At 69.2% G+C, this 15,662-nt stretch carries 12 protein-coding genes; 3 read left to right on the top strand and 9 right to left on the bottom strand.

Annotation, left to right across the window (positions count from 1 at the left end):
* Nucleotides 1-14: 14 nt before the first annotated feature.
* The 5 genes from ABTV68_RS14810 to ABTV68_RS14790 are packed head-to-tail and all read right to left on the bottom strand — an operon-like array spanning nt 15 to nt 4,294.
* Complete coding sequence (locus ABTV68_RS14810) at nt 15-1,124, bottom strand: PLP-dependent cysteine synthase family protein (RefSeq protein WP_433674474.1); 1,110 nt, start codon at nt 1,122-1,124, stop codon at nt 15-17.
* A gap of 10 nt (nt 1,125-1,134) precedes the next feature.
* On the bottom strand, nt 1,135-1,503 hold the full coding sequence (locus ABTV68_RS14805) for a hypothetical protein (protein ID WP_433674473.1): 369 nt from the start codon (nt 1,501-1,503) through the stop codon (nt 1,135-1,137).
* A 32-nt stretch (nt 1,504-1,535) separates the two neighbouring features.
* Nucleotides 1,536-2,414 (bottom strand): aminoglycoside phosphotransferase family protein, encoded by an 879-nt coding sequence (locus tag ABTV68_RS14800; RefSeq protein WP_433674472.1) that lies wholly within the window; start codon nt 2,412-2,414, stop codon nt 1,536-1,538.
* On the bottom strand, nt 2,415-3,293 hold the full coding sequence (locus ABTV68_RS14795) for an NYN domain-containing protein (RefSeq protein WP_433674471.1): 879 nt from the start codon (nt 3,291-3,293) through the stop codon (nt 2,415-2,417).
* Nucleotides 3,294-3,304: 11 nt separating this feature from the next.
* A complete protein-coding gene (locus ABTV68_RS14790) occupies nt 3,305-4,294 on the bottom strand; it encodes a Gfo/Idh/MocA family protein (protein WP_433674470.1) in 990 nt (329 codons plus the stop codon).
* Nucleotides 4,295-4,370: 76 nt separating this feature from the next.
* On the opposite strand from ABTV68_RS14790, the gene ABTV68_RS14785 reads away from it, so the two are divergent.
* The gene (locus ABTV68_RS14785; RefSeq protein WP_433674469.1) at nt 4,371-5,198 is read left to right on the top strand and encodes a sulfurtransferase; all 828 of its coding nucleotides are present in this window, start codon (nt 4,371-4,373) and stop codon (nt 5,196-5,198) included.
* A 68-nt stretch (nt 5,199-5,266) separates the two neighbouring features.
* Here ABTV68_RS14785 and ABTV68_RS14780 read toward each other — a convergent pair whose 3' ends face one another.
* Nucleotides 5,267-6,208, bottom strand: coding sequence for an NADP-dependent oxidoreductase (locus ABTV68_RS14780; protein ID WP_433674468.1), 942 nt, complete (start codon nt 6,206-6,208; stop codon nt 5,267-5,269).
* A 246-nt stretch (nt 6,209-6,454) separates the two neighbouring features.
* On the opposite strand from ABTV68_RS14780, the gene ABTV68_RS14775 reads away from it, so the two are divergent.
* Nucleotides 6,455-7,678, top strand: a complete 1,224-nt coding sequence (locus ABTV68_RS14775) for an IS110 family transposase (RefSeq protein WP_433674467.1) — start codon at nt 6,455-6,457, stop codon at nt 7,676-7,678.
* A gap of 149 nt (nt 7,679-7,827) precedes the next feature.
* On the opposite strand, the gene ABTV68_RS14770 is transcribed toward ABTV68_RS14775, so the two are convergent.
* The 3 genes from ABTV68_RS14770 to hrpA form a co-directional block, all read right to left on the bottom strand.
* Complete coding sequence (locus tag ABTV68_RS14770) at nt 7,828-8,580, bottom strand: polysaccharide deacetylase family protein (protein ID WP_433674466.1); 753 nt, start codon at nt 8,578-8,580, stop codon at nt 7,828-7,830.
* A 25-nt stretch (nt 8,581-8,605) separates the two neighbouring features.
* Nucleotides 8,606-10,780: a BCCT family transporter gene (locus ABTV68_RS14765; protein WP_433674465.1), complete on the bottom strand. Its 2,175-nt coding sequence runs from the start codon at nt 10,778-10,780 to the stop codon at nt 8,606-8,608.
* 116 nt (nt 10,781-10,896) lie between these two features.
* Entirely contained in the window at nt 10,897-14,868 is a 3,972-nt protein-coding gene (hrpA, locus tag ABTV68_RS14760) for an ATP-dependent RNA helicase HrpA (RefSeq protein ID WP_433674464.1), read from the bottom strand.
* 140 nt (nt 14,869-15,008) lie between these two features.
* On the opposite strand from hrpA, the gene ABTV68_RS14755 reads away from it, so the two are divergent.
* Nucleotides 15,009-15,638, top strand: coding sequence for a hypothetical protein (locus tag ABTV68_RS14755; RefSeq protein ID WP_433674463.1), 630 nt, complete (start codon nt 15,009-15,011; stop codon nt 15,636-15,638).
* Nucleotides 15,639-15,662 lie beyond the last annotated feature (24 nt).

The raw sequence follows: 15,662 nt of genomic DNA, 5'->3' as shown, positions 1-15,662 counted from the left end.
GAACGGGGGCGGACTCAGCTGTCCAGCAGCTCCCGGATCATCAGGCGATACGGCTCGGGATCGATCCCCTGCTCGGCCAGCCAGTCGGGGGAGTAGTACCGGTCGGCGTAACGCTCGCCGCCGTCACACAGCAGAGTGAGGACACTGCCGCGCTCGCCCGCCGCGCGCATCTGCGCGACGATCCGCAGCGCCGCCCACAGACCCGTTCCGGTCGATCCGCCCGCCTGCCATCCGGTCCGCTGCTGCAGCTCGTGGATCGCGGCGATCGAGGCCGCATCCGGCACCTTCATCATGCGATCGATCACACCGGGCTGGAAGCTGGGCTCCATCCGGCCGCGACCGATTCCCTCGATACGGGACGGGGTGGAGCAGTGCACGGCGGGGTCATCGGTGCGCCAGCCCTCGAAGAAGCACGAGTTCTCCGGATCGGCCACGCACACGCGCGTGTCGCGGCGGGTGTAGCGGACATAGCGGCCGATGGTGGCCGACGTGCCACCCGTGCCCGCCGTGGTCACCACCCAGGCCGGGATCGGATGACGTTCAGCCTTCATCTGGCGGAAGATGGAGTCCGCCACGTTGTTGTTGCCGCGCCAGTCGGTGGCGCGCTCCGCATAGGTGAACTGATCCATGAAGTGCCCGCCGGTCTCCGCGGCCAGCCGCGCAGACTCGGCGTACACCGCTCCCGGCTCGTCCACATAGTGGATGCGACCGCCGGCGAACTCGATCAGTCGCGTCTTTTCGGCGCTCGTGCTGCGGGGGACCACCGCGATGAACGGCACGCCGATCAGCCGCGCGAAGTATGTCTCCGACACCGCCGTCGATCCGCTCGAGGCCTCGATGACGGGAAGACCCGGCCGGATCCAGCCGTTCACGAGGCCGTACAGGAAGAGGGAGCGCGCGAGCCGGTGCTTGAGGCTACCGGTGGGGTGCGTCGACTCGTCCTTGAGGTACAGGTCGATGCCCCAGCCGATGGGCAGTGGGAACTTCAGGAGGTGCGTGTCGGCGCTGCGCACGGCGTCGGCGTCGACGGCGCGGATGGCCTCGGTCAGCCAGGCCTCGTAGTCGGTGTCGCTGCGATCGACGTCGAGAGTGGTGTCATCGGTAAGGATGCGGGGAACGGTCATGACGCTCCGATCAGAAGGTGATGGCGTCGCCGGCGGCCACCGTGACGCGTTCGACGAAGAGCACGCCCACCAGGGTGCCGGGCTCGGCGATCGCGGATCGACGCCCGCGGGTCTCGATGGCCTTCACCGTTGCTTGCTCCGAGCCACCCGCCGCATGGTTGATGGTGATGCGATCCCCGGCGGACAGCCGAGCGAACTGGACACGCCCGGTGGCGACGGTGCCGCGACCGGTGATCTGGAATACGTCCTCCACGGTCAGCATCCCGCCGCTCGCCGCCTCGACGGGGGCGACCGACGACGGGTTGGGCGACTCGGCGTGGAACCGGGCCAGCATCTCCTCGGGAGTCTCCAGATTCTTCTTGCGTCCGAACCAGCCCATGCGCCCAGTCTATGGGCGAGGTCGTGCCGGTTTCAGTCGGCGGCCACCTCGGCCAGGATCTCGGTGCCCAGCGCCGCGTAATCGGGACGATCATCGCTCTGCGACAGCAGGATCGCACCGACCGCTGCGGCCCACCCGCGTGCGCGTATCCAGAGCGCGTCGTCGGCTACGGCCGTGCGCTCGATGAAGCGCTGCCGACCGTCGGCATCGAACAGCAGCCAGGCCGCCGCGAGATCGTAGGCCGGGTCGCCACCGGCGACGTCGCCGAAGTCGACGATCGCCGCCAGTCGAGACCCGTCGACGACGAGGTTTCCCGGGTGCAGGTCTCCGTGGATCCATACCGGCGGCCCCGCGTGCGCGGGTGCGGCGACAGCACACTCCCACGCGGCCCGCGCGGCCGCCGGTGCGTCGACGGCGGCGAAACGCGCCGCGATGGCTTCCGCGCGCTGCGCCAGCGGTACGCCACGGTACGGATTCGTCGGCGCATCGGGCCCACACGGCACGTGCAGCAGGTGAAGGGCGTGGGCGAGATCCGTCGCCCACGCCGTCCGCGCCTGTCGAGGCACGTCCCACGCGGCGACGCCGCTGATCCACGGCACCACCGACCACGGATGGGGGAACAGGTCCGATTCAGCGCCGGCATGAAGAGGAGCAGGCACCGCGACGCCGCTGGGTGCGAGCCGCTCCGCGATGGTCGGCAGCACCCGCTGCTCATTGAGGATGAGCTGATCGGCGAGCCCGCGTCGTGGCACGCGTACGGCGCGCTCGGTGCCGAGACGCCAGATGTCGTTGTCCCATCCGGACGTGATCAACGTGAGCGGATCCTCCGCGTAAGCCAGACCATTGGCGCGCAACAGCTCGCGCAGCCCGGTCTCCTCGAGCCCGTACTCGGCCTCGGGGGAGTCAGCCACTCAGCCCCTACCCGGGCGGGGCTTCAGCCGCACGAGCCGTTCGTGGCCGGTCTCCTCAAGCTCGGCCACCGTATCGCGAGCCTTCACGAACTCCGAGAACGACGAGTATCCGAGCGCCTTCTCGTTGAACGAGGGATCCATCCGCTTCATGTGCTGCTTCACGGCGGACGAGTGCAGCCAATCCGCGTCGTCCTTCTCGTGTCCGGTGCGCAGCGCCCGCTCCAGCAGCTGCGTGGCGAGCACCTCCGGGTCGTCCTTCTTCGTCCGCCGCGTGGGGCGTTTGACCGCCTGCTCCGCGGGAGCAGTCGGCTCATCCGGCAGCACGCCGGGAAGCGAGTCATAGGTGGCGAAGTCGTCGCATGCGGCCGCCAGCGACTTGGCGGTAGAGCCCGCGACACCGATTCCCACCACGTAGCGACCGAGTCGCTTGCAGCGCTGCGCGAGTGGAACATAGTCCGAATCGCCGGCCACGATCACCACGTGCGTCAGATCGGGCAGGCGGAACATGTCCTCGACCGTGTCGACCGCGAGGCGGATGTCGGCACCGTTCTTGGCGTACGCCGCCGCGGGGAACAGCTGCACAAGATCCACGGCGCGCGCGACGAGCTGGTCGCGGTACTCGGCGTTCACGGGCGAGGACCAGTCCGCGTAGGCGCGAGTGAGCACGAGGGTCCCGAAGCTGGCCGCGAAGTCGATCACCGCGCCGATGTCGACACGGGCTTCCGTCAGGCGCTCGACGATCTCCGGATCGCTCGGATCCTGGGCGATGCGCTGGCGGTCGCGTCCGTAGGAGTTTCTTCCGTGGACGCTGTCGTACCAGCTCATCACGATGTTGTCGAAGTCGAGGTACACCGCCACGCGGCCGGAAGCGTCAGCCATGGGTCAGCCTCTCAGTCGGTGCTCTCGCCCGGGTACACCAGGCCGATCTGCGAGCGGATCTCGTCGAGGCACGCCATGATGGCGACCGTCTCATCGATGGTCAGGATGTCCCCGCCGAGTTCGCCGGCCGCCACGAGACGTTCGGCGGCGAGCGCCTCGAAGTATAGGCCGCGACCGTCGTAGTCGGACTCGTAGCTCTCCAGCACCGTGCCGTCGTTCGCGATCACCTGGAACGAGGTCTTCGCGTACCAGACACCAGCGATCTCGATGCGGGCGTCGGTGCCGAGGATCGTCGCGGTGTTGCGACCCTTCGTGCGCGATGAGCTGAAGGTGGTGGCGATCTGACCGTCCGGATAGGTGAAGATCGTGGCGAGCTCTTCGTCTGCCCCCGTCTCCATCTTGCGTGCGGCCGCGAGGATGCGGTCGGGACGGCCGAACACGTCCCACGTGAAGGAGATGGGGTAGATGCCGAGATCCAGCAGCGCACCACCACCGAGCTCCAGTGCGTTCAGCCGGTGGGTGGGGTCGGCCGTGATCGACTGCGTGTGATCGGCGGTGAGGCTGCGCACCTCGCCGAGCGTTCCCGCGGCGAGGATCTCCCGGATGCGGATCATGTGGGGGAGATAGCGGGTCCACATCGCCTCCATCGCCAGGACGCCCTTCGCGGCGGCGGCGTCACCGATCTGGGCGGCTTCGGCGGCGTTGACGGTGAACGCCTTCTCGATGAGCACGTGCTTTCCCGCCTCGATCATCATGAGTGCCGGTTCGGCGTGCTGCGGGTGCGGGGTCGCGATGTAGACGATGTCGACGTCGGGGTCCGCGGCCAGGTCCGCCCACGACCCGTGCGCGCGCGGGATGCCGAACTCGGACGCGAACGCGTCGGCGCTCTCCTGGGTCCGCGACGCGACGGCGACGACTTCGCGTTCCGCGAGGCGAAGATCCGACATGAAGGAATGAGCGATACCGCCCGTGGCCAGAATTCCCCATCGCAAAGCAGTCATGCAGCCGAGCCTATCGGCCACGGGCGCGCGCGGGGCGGTGTTCGTCCGTGCGGTGACCAGGGTGCAGGATGGAGCCATGTCCGCATTGGTCTCCGCCGCAGAACTCATCACCGAACTCGCCAGCGCGGAGCCACCGCGACTTCTCGACGTTCGCTACCAGCTGGTCAAGCCCGACGGTCGTGACGACTACCTCGCCGGCCACATCCCCGGCGCGGTGTACGTGCCCCTCGATGACGAACTCACCTCTCACGGAGCGCCCTCGGCGGGCCGTCACCCGCAGGCGTCGCACGAGACGCTGCAGAACGCGGCGCGCCGCTGGGGCCTCAACGACGGTGATCGGGTGGTGGTCTACGACGGCGGATCCACCCTGGCCTCAGGTCGCACCTGGTGGACGCTGCGTGGTGCCGGCGTCGATATCCGCGTACTGGATGGTGGTCTTCCCGCCTGGATCGCGGCGGGCGGTGAGCTCGCCACCGACGACGTCGTGCCCATCCCCGGCACGATCACGCTGGGCGAGATTCCCACCGGCATCGACATCGACACGGCGGCCGCCTGGCCCGTTGACGGGGTGCTGGTGGACGTGCGTGCCGCCGAACGGTTCCGCGGCGATGTCGAGCCGTTCGATCCGATCGCCGGCCACATTCCGGGAGCGGTCAACCTCCCCTCGGTCTCGTACTTCCGCGAGGACGGCACCTTCCGCTCGCCCGCCGAGATCGCCGCCGCGTTCGACGCGGTGGGAGCTAAGGCCGATACGAAGGTGGCGACCTACTGCGGGTCGGGGATCACCGCGGCCCAGGCGGCGCTGGCGGCGGAGGTCGCGGGGCGCTCCGTGTCGGTGTTCCTCGGGTCGTGGAGTGCCTGGTCGAACACCCCAGGACTTCCGGTCGCCACCGGGAACGCCTGAGGTCGATCGGTGATCAGGAACGCACCTCCAGCCCGGCTGGAGGTGCGTTCCTGATCTTCCACGGGGGTTCAGGGGACGACGACGACCTTGCCATCGGTGCCCGCGTCGACGGCTTCCTGCGCCTTTCCCGCGTCGGCGAGGGGGACGCTCGCGCCCAGCTCCACCTGGAATGCACCGGCTGCCAGAAGCGAAAGCGTCAGCGGCAGGGCTTCGCGCCGCCACGCCTCTTCCTGCGCCGTGAGGGGAGACGGTCCGCCGCCGCGGAAGGAGCGGATGCCCCAGCCGGCGGCATCCGCACCACGTACCAGGGTGGCCGCGCGCGAGCGGTCGTGAACCAGCGCGACTGACGCCTCGTTCGCCTCGTCCGTGCCGGCCGCGTCGATCGCGACGCTCACGCCGTCCGGGACGATGGCGCGCACGCGCTCGATGAGCCCGGGGCCGTAGGTCACCTGCGTGGCGCCGAGCGCGCGGACCACGTCGGCACGACGCTCGCTGGAGGTGGCGATGACCGTGGCACCGAGCAGCCGCGCGTACTGGATCAGGAACTGCCCGACCGAGCCGGAGCCGCCGTGCACCAGCACGGTGTCGTTCGCGCTGACCGCGAGCGAGCGGAGCGTCTGATACGCGGTGCCGGCGGGGATGCCGAGGGCGGCACCGGCGGACGCGGAGACCGCGGCCGGGCGCGGCGCGGCGTCGATCGCGGCGACGATCACGTCCGTGGCGTACGCGCCGTGCGCGTTGCCGAACGCGACGGCGTCGCCCACGCGAAAGCCGTCGACCTCGGAACCGACCTCCGTCACGATGCCCGCTCCGTCGTGGCCCGTGCCGCGCGGACCGGTGAACGGCGGCGATGCCCGAAGTCCGGACCGCAGCTTGCCGTCGACGGGGTTCACTCCCGCGGCCTCGACACGGATCCGGATCTCGTCCGGTCCGGTCGCGGGGAGTTCGACCTCGCGCAGCGAGAGGACTTCGGGGCCGCCGAGCTGTTCGTACTGGATCGCCTGAGTCATGTCCTTCAGCCTAATGGGGGTGTATCACGCGGCTCCGTTGGGGCAGTGTGGTGTGCAAGTCTGCCAGTGAGTGAGCACTCGTTCAGCCTGACCGTCATGAGGTCTACGCCTAGATCGTGCCCTCATTGGTTGGTGGGGAAGCGGTGATGGCTGCTGGGATGACGTGCTTCGAGCACTGAACCATTAGGGCGCTGCGAGCTTTCTCCGGGACTTGTGTTGATCAGGTTCGTGAAGGGAGTCGGGACGATGCTGTTCCTCGGTGATGACTGGGCTGAAGCCCATCACGACATCGAACTGCAAGACGAGCAGGGTGCGGTGCTGGTCCGCCGTCGCCTGCCAGAGGGCGTGACGGGGCTGGCGCGACTGCACGCGCTGATCGCAGATCATCTCGACGACGGCGACGATCCGAGCATGGTGTTCGTGGGGATCGAGACTGATCGGGGCGGGTGGGTGCAGGCGCTGATCGCGGCTGGTTACACGGTCTATCCGATCAATCCGCAACAGTCGGCCCGGTATCGGCAGCGGCACTCGACCTCGGGTGCGAAAAGCGACCCCGGAGACGCGCACGTGCTCGCCGAGATCGTCCGCACCGACCGTGACCATCACCGACCCGCGACCGGCGACAGCGACCTCGCCGAGGCGGTGAAAGCGCTGGCAAGGACGCATCAGACGATGATCTGGTCGAAACAGCGGCAGGCCAACCAGCTGCGATCGATGCTGCGGGAGTTCTACCCTGCCGCGTTGACCGCGTTCAGCGACAACCTCGCCGGGCGAGACGCCCTCGCCGTCCTCGCCGTCGCCCCGACACCGGCCGCCGGGCGGGCCCTGACTCGCACCCGGCTCGTCACGGTGCTGCGCCGAGCGGGACGACAACGCAACCTCGAACACCGCGCCCTCGAGATCCTCACCGTCCTCCGATCCGAGCAGCTCGAGCTACCCGAACCGGTCGCGGCCGCCTACGGCACCTCGATCACCGCGATCGCGACAGTGCTGCACGCGATGACCGATCAGATCACCGCCCTGGAAGCAGAGGTCGAGTCGTGTTTTGGCCAGCACCCGGACGCTGAGATCATCACCAGCCAGCCCGGCCTGGGAACGATCCTCGGCGCGAGGGTGCTCGCCGAGTTCGGAGACGACCCCGACCGCTTCACCGACGCGAAAGCCCGCCGAAACTACGCCGGCACCAGCCCCATCACCCGCGCATCCGGCACCCGCCGCATCGTCCTGGCCCGCTACGCCCGCAACCGGCGCCTCGCCGACGCACTGCACCAGCAAGCGTTCTGCGCGCTCAGCACATCACCCGGCGCCCGCGCGTTCTACGACGCCCACCGAGCCGCCGGAGCCACCCACCACGCCGCGCTCCGCGCACTTTCGAACCGGCTCGTCGGGATCCTCGACGGCTGCCTCCGCCACCACACCCCCTACGACGAAACCATCGCCTGGGCACACCGCCACGCCCTCGCCGCTTGACAAACTACACCCCTGGGATATCTAGGCACGCTGCGCACGCGCCCGGGCCGCCACTCGCGCACGTCGTCACGCCGCGAAACACCCACGCACGTCCGAGAAACCCCGCGACGCAGGGTTTCTCGGACTTGCTTGGGTGTCTCGCGATGAGGTCAGCGGGAGCGGAGGGTCGTGAGCTCCAACGTGCGCACGGGAGCGGCACCCGACCCCAGCGCATCACGGAGGGAGCGCACCGGAAGTCCGCGGTCGCGGCACAGACGGAGGAACTCGCGCGCGAGCGCGGCGCGGTCCGCGACGGGGGCCGGCGGATCCGTCACACCATCGCGTTCGTCGGCGATGCCGTCGTGGGCCAGGACGATCCGGCCCGCCGCGGCGGCACGATCGGCGGCCTCAGAGCGTCGGGCGGCGTCGACCGCGGCGGAGTCGTGGAGGGTGCCGGACCACAGGACCGGCACGAGTCCTGTCCGACGCACCGCACGCCAGCTGGTGGGGGATTGTGCGCCGTAGGGCGGTCGGTACCACCGCACCGGAGTTCCGGTCACCGCCTCCAGCTCGATGCGGGCTCGCGCGAGTCGGGACGCCGCCTCCGCTCCCGAGAAGCTCGTCAGCGCTCGGTGATCGCCGCCGTGAAGCGCGATTTCGTGCCCCGCCGCGGACACCGCCCGCAGGAGTTCAGGGTGCTCCCGCACCCGGGTGAGGAGCACGAAGAACGTGGCGCTGGCGCGGTGCTCGGCGAGGGCCTCGAGCACCTGCGGCGTCTGATCCGGATCGGGGCCGTCGTCGAACGTGAGAACCACGGAATCCGCAGTGGTCGCCGTGATCGACCCGAGCACCGACCCGCCGTGGCGCCGGACGAACCCGAGGATCCGGGCGCGCGGCGAGCGGACGGAACGTGCGGGAGGCATCCGGACAGCGTAGGCGAAGCGGAGATCAGGCGTCGGGGCGCTGTGGATGACGCGGCTCTTCTTCCTCCGAACGCCGCGCACCGCCAGCGGTGTGGTGGCTCGCAGCGTCGCCGTTCGAGTCTTCGCCCTCCGAACGCCGTGCAGCGTCGGCAGGGTCGCCGTCTACGGGTTCGCCATCCGAAGCCCGCGCGCCCTCGGCCTCCGGGAGCGCGGCGTCGTCGGCACCAGGGCTCGCCTCGGCCACCTCGGCCGCTGCCTCCGCGAGCGCGGCCGCCGCGGTGTTCTCCGCAGCTGCTGCGTCATCCACCTGCTGCAGGATCACGTCGATCGCGCCGGTTTTCGCCTCCTCGTACCACTCGGTGAGCGCGGGTGCTGTGCTGTCGAGCCAGGCGCCGGCACCCTCGTCAGGTTCCGTGGGCGAAGATTCAAACACGAAGTCGTCGCCGTGCTCCTCGATGCCGCGGCGCACACCCTGCGCGATGGCCACCTTCGCGAACCGGGCGCGCAGGATGAGCGGGTCGGTGGACAACTCCTTCCACCACGCGAACATGATGCCGATGACGATGATCGCGAACGGCAGCGCCGACACGGTCACGAGCGACTGCAACGCGGTGAGCGCATCCTTGCCTCCCGCCAACAGCAGCGTGGTGGCGATGGCCGCGAGCGCGATACCCCAGGTGATCGTCACCCAGCGGGCCGGCGTGGGGTTTCCGCGCTGGCTCATCTGCCCCATCACGATCGATGCCGAGTCGGCGCTGGTCACGAAGAAGATCACGACAGCGATCATCGCGACCACGGCGGTGACGGTGGACAGCGGCAGCTGCCCCAGCACGTTGAAAAGGATGTCCTGGGCGTCACCCGCGCCGGCCACATCCTGGCCCGACTCCTGCATGCGCATGGCGGTGCCGCCGAACACGCCGAACCAGATCAGGCACACCAGGGACGGCACGATCATGACCACGAGGGTGAACTGGCGGATGGTGCGTCCGCGGGAGATCTTCGCGATGAACATGCCCACGAAGGGAGTCCACGACACCCACCACGCCCAGTAGTAGGTGGTCCAGGTCTTCATGAACTCGGCGGTGTCGGCACCCTCGGCGCTGGAGCGCTGCAGCATGGTGCCGAGGTCCGTGAGGAAGGCGACCCCGGCGGTGGGGATGAAGTTCAGCAGGAACAGCGCGGGGCCCACCACGAACACGAACACGGCCAGCACCGTCACCATGAGCATGTTGATGTTGGAGAGGATGCGGATGCCGCGCTTCACCCCGGAGACCGCCGAGAGGATGAACGCGCAGGTCAGCACGGCGATGATGCCGATGATCACGCCGTTGCCCACCGGGCCGATGCCGCCGACGATCTCGATGCCGCGTGCGATCTGCAGCGCACCGATGCCCAGGGACACCGCGGTTCCGAACAGGGTGACGATGATCGCCAGCATGTCGATGATCGCGCCGAGCGGACCCTTGGTGCGCTCGCTGAAGATCGGATCGAAGATCGAGGAGATGAGGGGAGAGCGCGCTCTGCGGTAGGCGACGTAGGCGATCGCACCGCCGACGAGAGCGTAGTAGCTCCAGGCGAGCGGACCCCAGTGGAACATGGTCTGCGCCATCGCGCTGAGCATGGCCTCGCGGGAGCCCTCGTCCACGTGGAAGCCGGTGGGCGGTTCGAGGAAATACACCAGCGGTTCATACGGGCCGTAGAACAACAGCCCGATGCCCATCCCTGCTGCGAAGAGCATTGTGATCCACGAGATGGTGGAGAACTCCGGCTTCTCGCCATCCGCGCCCAGCGGGATCCGACCGCGCGCGCTCAACGAGACCACCAGCATGAACACGAACACCACGAGCGTGAGAAGCGAGAACAGCCAGCCGAAGTTCGTCGAGACGGCACCGAGTGCGGCGGTGGCGAAGCGGCCCATCCCGTCGGTGTCCACGAGACCCCACGTGATGAAGCCGGCGGTGAACGCCGCGGTGATCACGAACACCCACCAGTTGGTGCTGAACTTCCGACCGGTGTCATCGACCCCGATCCCGGGGATCAACGCGGGGTGCACGCCGTATGGCGTGTTCACCTCGCGGAAGATGCGCTTCGCGGCGTCGCGGCGGCGCAGTGGTGTGGTGGGAAGCACCGCTGTCGGATGCGGTGCTCGGTCCCCGGGTTCTCCGGGTTGTGGCGTGTTGGACTGCTGGTCGACGTTCATACGTTCCCCTTCGCGGCTGATGGCCGCATTCCACCGTACGCCGATGCTCTGAAGGCGCTGATCAGGGCGGGGTGCTATTCGCGCGGACGCACGCGCACGGGTGAAGGACGTACGACTCAGGCGCGCTCGCGCAGGGCCTTCGCGATGCGCTGTGCGGACACCGCTTCGGCCGTGCCGAGACGCTGGGCGAACAGCGACACCCGGAATTCCTCCAGAAGCCAGCGGACGTGGACCAGGGATGCCGCCATCCCCGGCGTCTCCGGGAGGGTGCCACCGGCTTCCTCGTAGAGCGTGCGCGCACGCTCGAACTCGGTCATCCAGGCGCGATCGCGGCCGGCGTTCTCGCTGAGCTGCTTGAGCCGGATCTTCACCGCCTCGAGATACCGCGGCAGATGGGCGAGACGCGCGAGGCCTGTGGCTGACACGAAGCCGGGGCGCACGAGCGCATCGAGCTGCGCGCGGATGTCGCCGAGAGCACCGAGCAGGGCCATGCTGGTCGTGCCCTTGAGGAGCTTTCCTGCCTCGCGGTGCAGATCGAGGATGCGGGAGATCAGGCTCACCGTCTGGAACGTGCGATCGATGACGGCCGCGGAGACGGCATCGCGCGCCCGTTCGAACTCCGCGCGGGTGCGGACGACGCCGGGTACGGTGGCGGTGATCACGTCGTCGGCGACGGCGACGCGTGCGTCCTCGATCAGTGCGCGCACGCCCGAGTACGGGGAAGCCGCCAGGGACAGCTTCTCTTTCGAGGTCAGATGCTCCTGCACGTACGAGACCGGCGTCGCGACGTGCAGCAGGACCAGCCGACGCACGCCCGCACGGGTCATGCGCTCGGCCTCTGCCGGATCGGTCAGCACGCGGATCGACACGGATTCCCCGTCGTCGGACAGCGCCGGATAGCCGCGCACCACGCCGCCGGCCACCTTCGTGTCCACCTGCACGGGAAGATCGTCGAAGTCCCAGTCGGTGATCCCGCTGCGCTCGATGGTGCGCTGCGGCGCGGCCGCGACACGATCCGGAGCAGAGGACGGCGTCCGCTGCAGGGAGGAGGCGACGGAGTCGCGCGCGCGATCGGCGAGACGGGACTGCAGGGCCGCGAGGTCACGGTCGGAGTCGATGGCTCGTCCGCGTGCGTCCACGGCTCGGAACGACACCATGAGGTGTGCCGGCACGCGCTCCAGCTCGAACGCGTCGGCGGATACCGGCTGGTTCGCGATGGGCTGGATGCGCCGCGCGAGTGCGGCCGCAAGGCTCGACGCCGGAAGCCCATCGGTGTCCTCCGGGCCGGTGCCGGCCAGCTCCGCGGAGAACTTCTCGGCCCAGTCGGCGGCCGGGACGACGTTGCGGCGGATCGCCTTGGGAAGGGCGCGCAGCATCGCCGTGATGAGTTCGTCCCGCATTCCCGGGACCTGCCAGTCGAAACCGTCGGGCCGAAGTCCCGCGAGCAGCGGAAGCGGGACGACCACGGAGACACCGTCATCGGCGGCACCCGGCTCGAACCGGTAGGCGAGATTCAGCGTCTGATCGCCCTGCGTCCAGCGCGACGGGAAGTCGTTCGCGTCGGAGCGGTGCGCGCGATCGACGAGGTCGTCCTCACGCATGGTGAGCAGCTTCGGGGTGCGCGCGATGCTCTCGCGCCACCACGCCTCGAAGGATCGGACGTCGAACACCTCGGCAGGGATCCGCGCCTGATAGAAGTCGAAGACGGCCTCATCGCCCACGAGGATGTCGCGTCGGCGCTCGCGCTCCTCCTGCTTCTCGAGTCGGCGACGCAGCTCGTGATTCTGCCGGAGGAACTGCGTGAGGTTCTGAGGGAGCCGCGTGGGATCCCATTCGCCCTCCACCAGCGCGTGCCGCACGAACATCTCCCGCGCGGCCGCACGATCCACGCGCGCGAACTGCACGCGGCGGCGCGGGATGATCTCCACGCCGTACAGCGTGACCTTCTCGTACGCCATCGCGGCACCGGACTGCTTGGACCAGTGCGGCTCGCTCACGGAACGGTGCGCGAGATCGCCGGCCAGCGCCTCCGCCCACGCCGGATCGATCGCGGCGACCGTGCGGGCGAAGAGCCGTGAGGTCTCCACCAGCTCCGCCGCCATCACCGCCTGCGGCGAACGCTTACGCAGCCCGGATCCCGGGAAGATCGAGAAGGTGATGCCGCGCGCGCCGCGGTACTGGCTGATCTTCCGGCCCTTCTCGGGACGCTGACCCGGCACCTGCTTCGGTGCCGACCGCTCATCGAGCACGCCGATCTGGCTCAGCAGACCCGCCAGGATCGCCTGGTGGATCGCGTCGGCCTGCGCGCCCGGGATCCGGCTTCCCTCGCGCGGCGCGGACTCGGCGGATCGAGAATCCGAGGTTCGAGAATCTCGACGACTCGGCGCGCGCCGACCGGACGCGGCGCGGTCCGTGGGACGGTCCCGCTCGCGGCGCGCCACATCGCGCGTGAGGCTGGTGAGCTGGCGATGCACGTCGAACCACTCACGCACGCGGACGTAGTTGAGGAACTCGTCGCGGCAGAGCCGGCGGAATGCCGACGACCCCAGCGCGTCGCGCTGTTCGGTCAGGTGATTCCAGAGGTTCAGCAGTGTGAGGAAATCGCTGGTCGGATCGGTGAAGCGCGCGTGCTTCGCGTCTGCCTGCTCCCGCTTCTCCTCCGGGCGCTCGCGGACGTCCTGGATCGAGAGCCCGCCGACGATGGCGAGGAGGTCGCCGAGAACACCCGTGCGCGCGCCCTCCAGGAGCATGCGGGCGAACCGCGGCTCGATCGGCAGACGCGACAGATCACGGCCGATGCGCGTGAGCTGCGGTCCGTCGCGACCCTCGCGCACCGCGCCGAGCTCGGTGAGCAGATCGATCGCGGCCTTGATGTTGCGCGAGTCCGGCGGGGTGAGGAAGGGGAAGGCAGCGATGTCGCCGAACCCGAGGGACAGCATCTGCAGCACGACCGAGGCGAGGTTCGTGCGGAGGATCTCGGGATCGGTGAACTCCGGGCGACGCTCGAAGTCCTCTTCGGCGTAGAGGCGGATCGCGATGCCGTCGCTGGTGCGACCCGCGCGTCCGGAGCGCTGCTGCGCCGAGGCCTGGGAGACCGCCTCGATCGGCAGCCGCTGCACCTTCGAGCGCGTCGAGTATCGCGAGATGCGGGCCGTGCCGGTGTCGATGACGTACTTGATGCCGGGCACCGTGAGCGAGGTCTCCGCGACGTTGGTGGCGAGGATCACGCGCCGACGCACACCGGCGACGCGGGAGGGCTCGAACACCCGGTGCTGATCGGCGGCGGACAGACGGCCGAACAGCGGCAGCACCTCGACCGGTGCCGTCGTGCTGCGGAACGCGCCGCGCACGGCGTCGGCGGCGTCACGGATCTCCGCCTCGCCGGGGAGGAACACGAGCACGTCGCCGGGGGCCTCGCGGTCGAGCTCCTTCAGCGCCGCGACGATCGCGTCGATGTCGTCGCCGCTCTCGTCGTCGTCCTCGTCCTGCTCGGGAGCCCGGTAGCGGATCTCGACCGGGTAGGTGCGTCCGGACACTTCGATGACCGGGGCGGGGGAGTCGGCCTGACCGAAGTGCTTCGCGAAGCTCTCCGGATCGATGGTCGCCGACGTGATGATGACCTTGAGGTCGGGCCGCTCGGGGAGGATCCGCACGAGGTAGCCCATGAGGAAGTCGATGTTGAGGGAGCGCTCGTGGGCCTCGTCGATGATGATCGTGTCGTAGCGACGCAGCAGCCGGTCGCGATGGATCTCGTTGAGCAGGATGCCGTCGGTCATCAGGGCGATCGCGGTGTCCTCGGACACCTGATCGGTGAAGCGGACCTTGTAGCCGACCACGGTGCCGAGCTGCACCCGCATCTCCTCGGCGATGCGCTCGGCGATGGTGCGGGCGGCGAGTCGTCGTGGCTGCGTGTGCGCGATGCGGCGCCGACCCAGCTCATACGCGATCTTCGGCAGCTGGGTGGTCTTTCCCGACCCCGTGGCGCCCGCGACGATCACCACCTGGTGGTCGCGGATCGTGGCGGCGATCTCGTCGCGCGCCGCACTGACCGGCAGCTCCGGGGGATACACGATGACGGGCGCAGACATAGCCCTCCAGTCTCTCACGCACGCGCCGTGCCGGCGGCGCAGGCACGAAACGAGGAGATTTACGCCCGGCGAGGGCGTGGCGCCCGATTCGGTACTAACCTCGGCGCATTCCCCTCATTTCGGGGCATGGGCGGAGGGTCATGAGCGCGGACGATGAGGGCCCGCACGGGCTGATCTCGCTGAACCTGCCCGCTGACGTGCCTGCGCCCCGGGTGCCCGCGGGGGTCAGGGTGCGGTCCTCACGCGCTCGCGGCACGTTCGTGGAGACCAGCTTCACCGTCCCCGGCGACGATCCGCTCGCCTTCGCGCGCTTTCTCGCCGAGGTGTTGCCGGCGTGGGAGCACACCATCGCGCAGATCGATGGGTTCGACCGTGATCGTCTGTCCGTCGCCCTCTGGATGCTCCCGGCACCGTCCGTGGTCCGGCTGCCGTGGTCGTCGTGGGCGCCCTGGGCCCGGGTGATGGGCGGCTTCTGGCTGGAGGGAACCCCACCGGAGCAGGGAGGCGACGAGGACGTCATCCGCATCTCCTGCATCGACCCGGGCGGTGAGGTAATCGCCGAGGGTGAGACGCGAGGCAACGACTATGACGAGCGGCAAGAGCGCTTGGCCACGCTCATCCACGGGACGACGAAGACCGCCGCCGCGGGCTCGACACTCCGCCTCGACCTGTTCCCGCGAGGGGGAATCGCCGGTCTCGTGATCAACGTGTCGGAGCTCGACGCGCTCGCCGCGGTCCGTATGGACATCGAGATCCAGACGCACCTCTGACTCGCCGCTTCGAGCATGACCGGA

This window comes from Microbacterium gorillae (genome assembly GCF_050990725.1).
In the GTDB taxonomy this organism is placed as follows: domain Bacteria; phylum Actinomycetota; class Actinomycetes; order Actinomycetales; family Microbacteriaceae; genus Microbacterium; species Microbacterium gorillae_A.
This window is presented reverse-complemented; position numbering and strand designations above follow the sequence as displayed.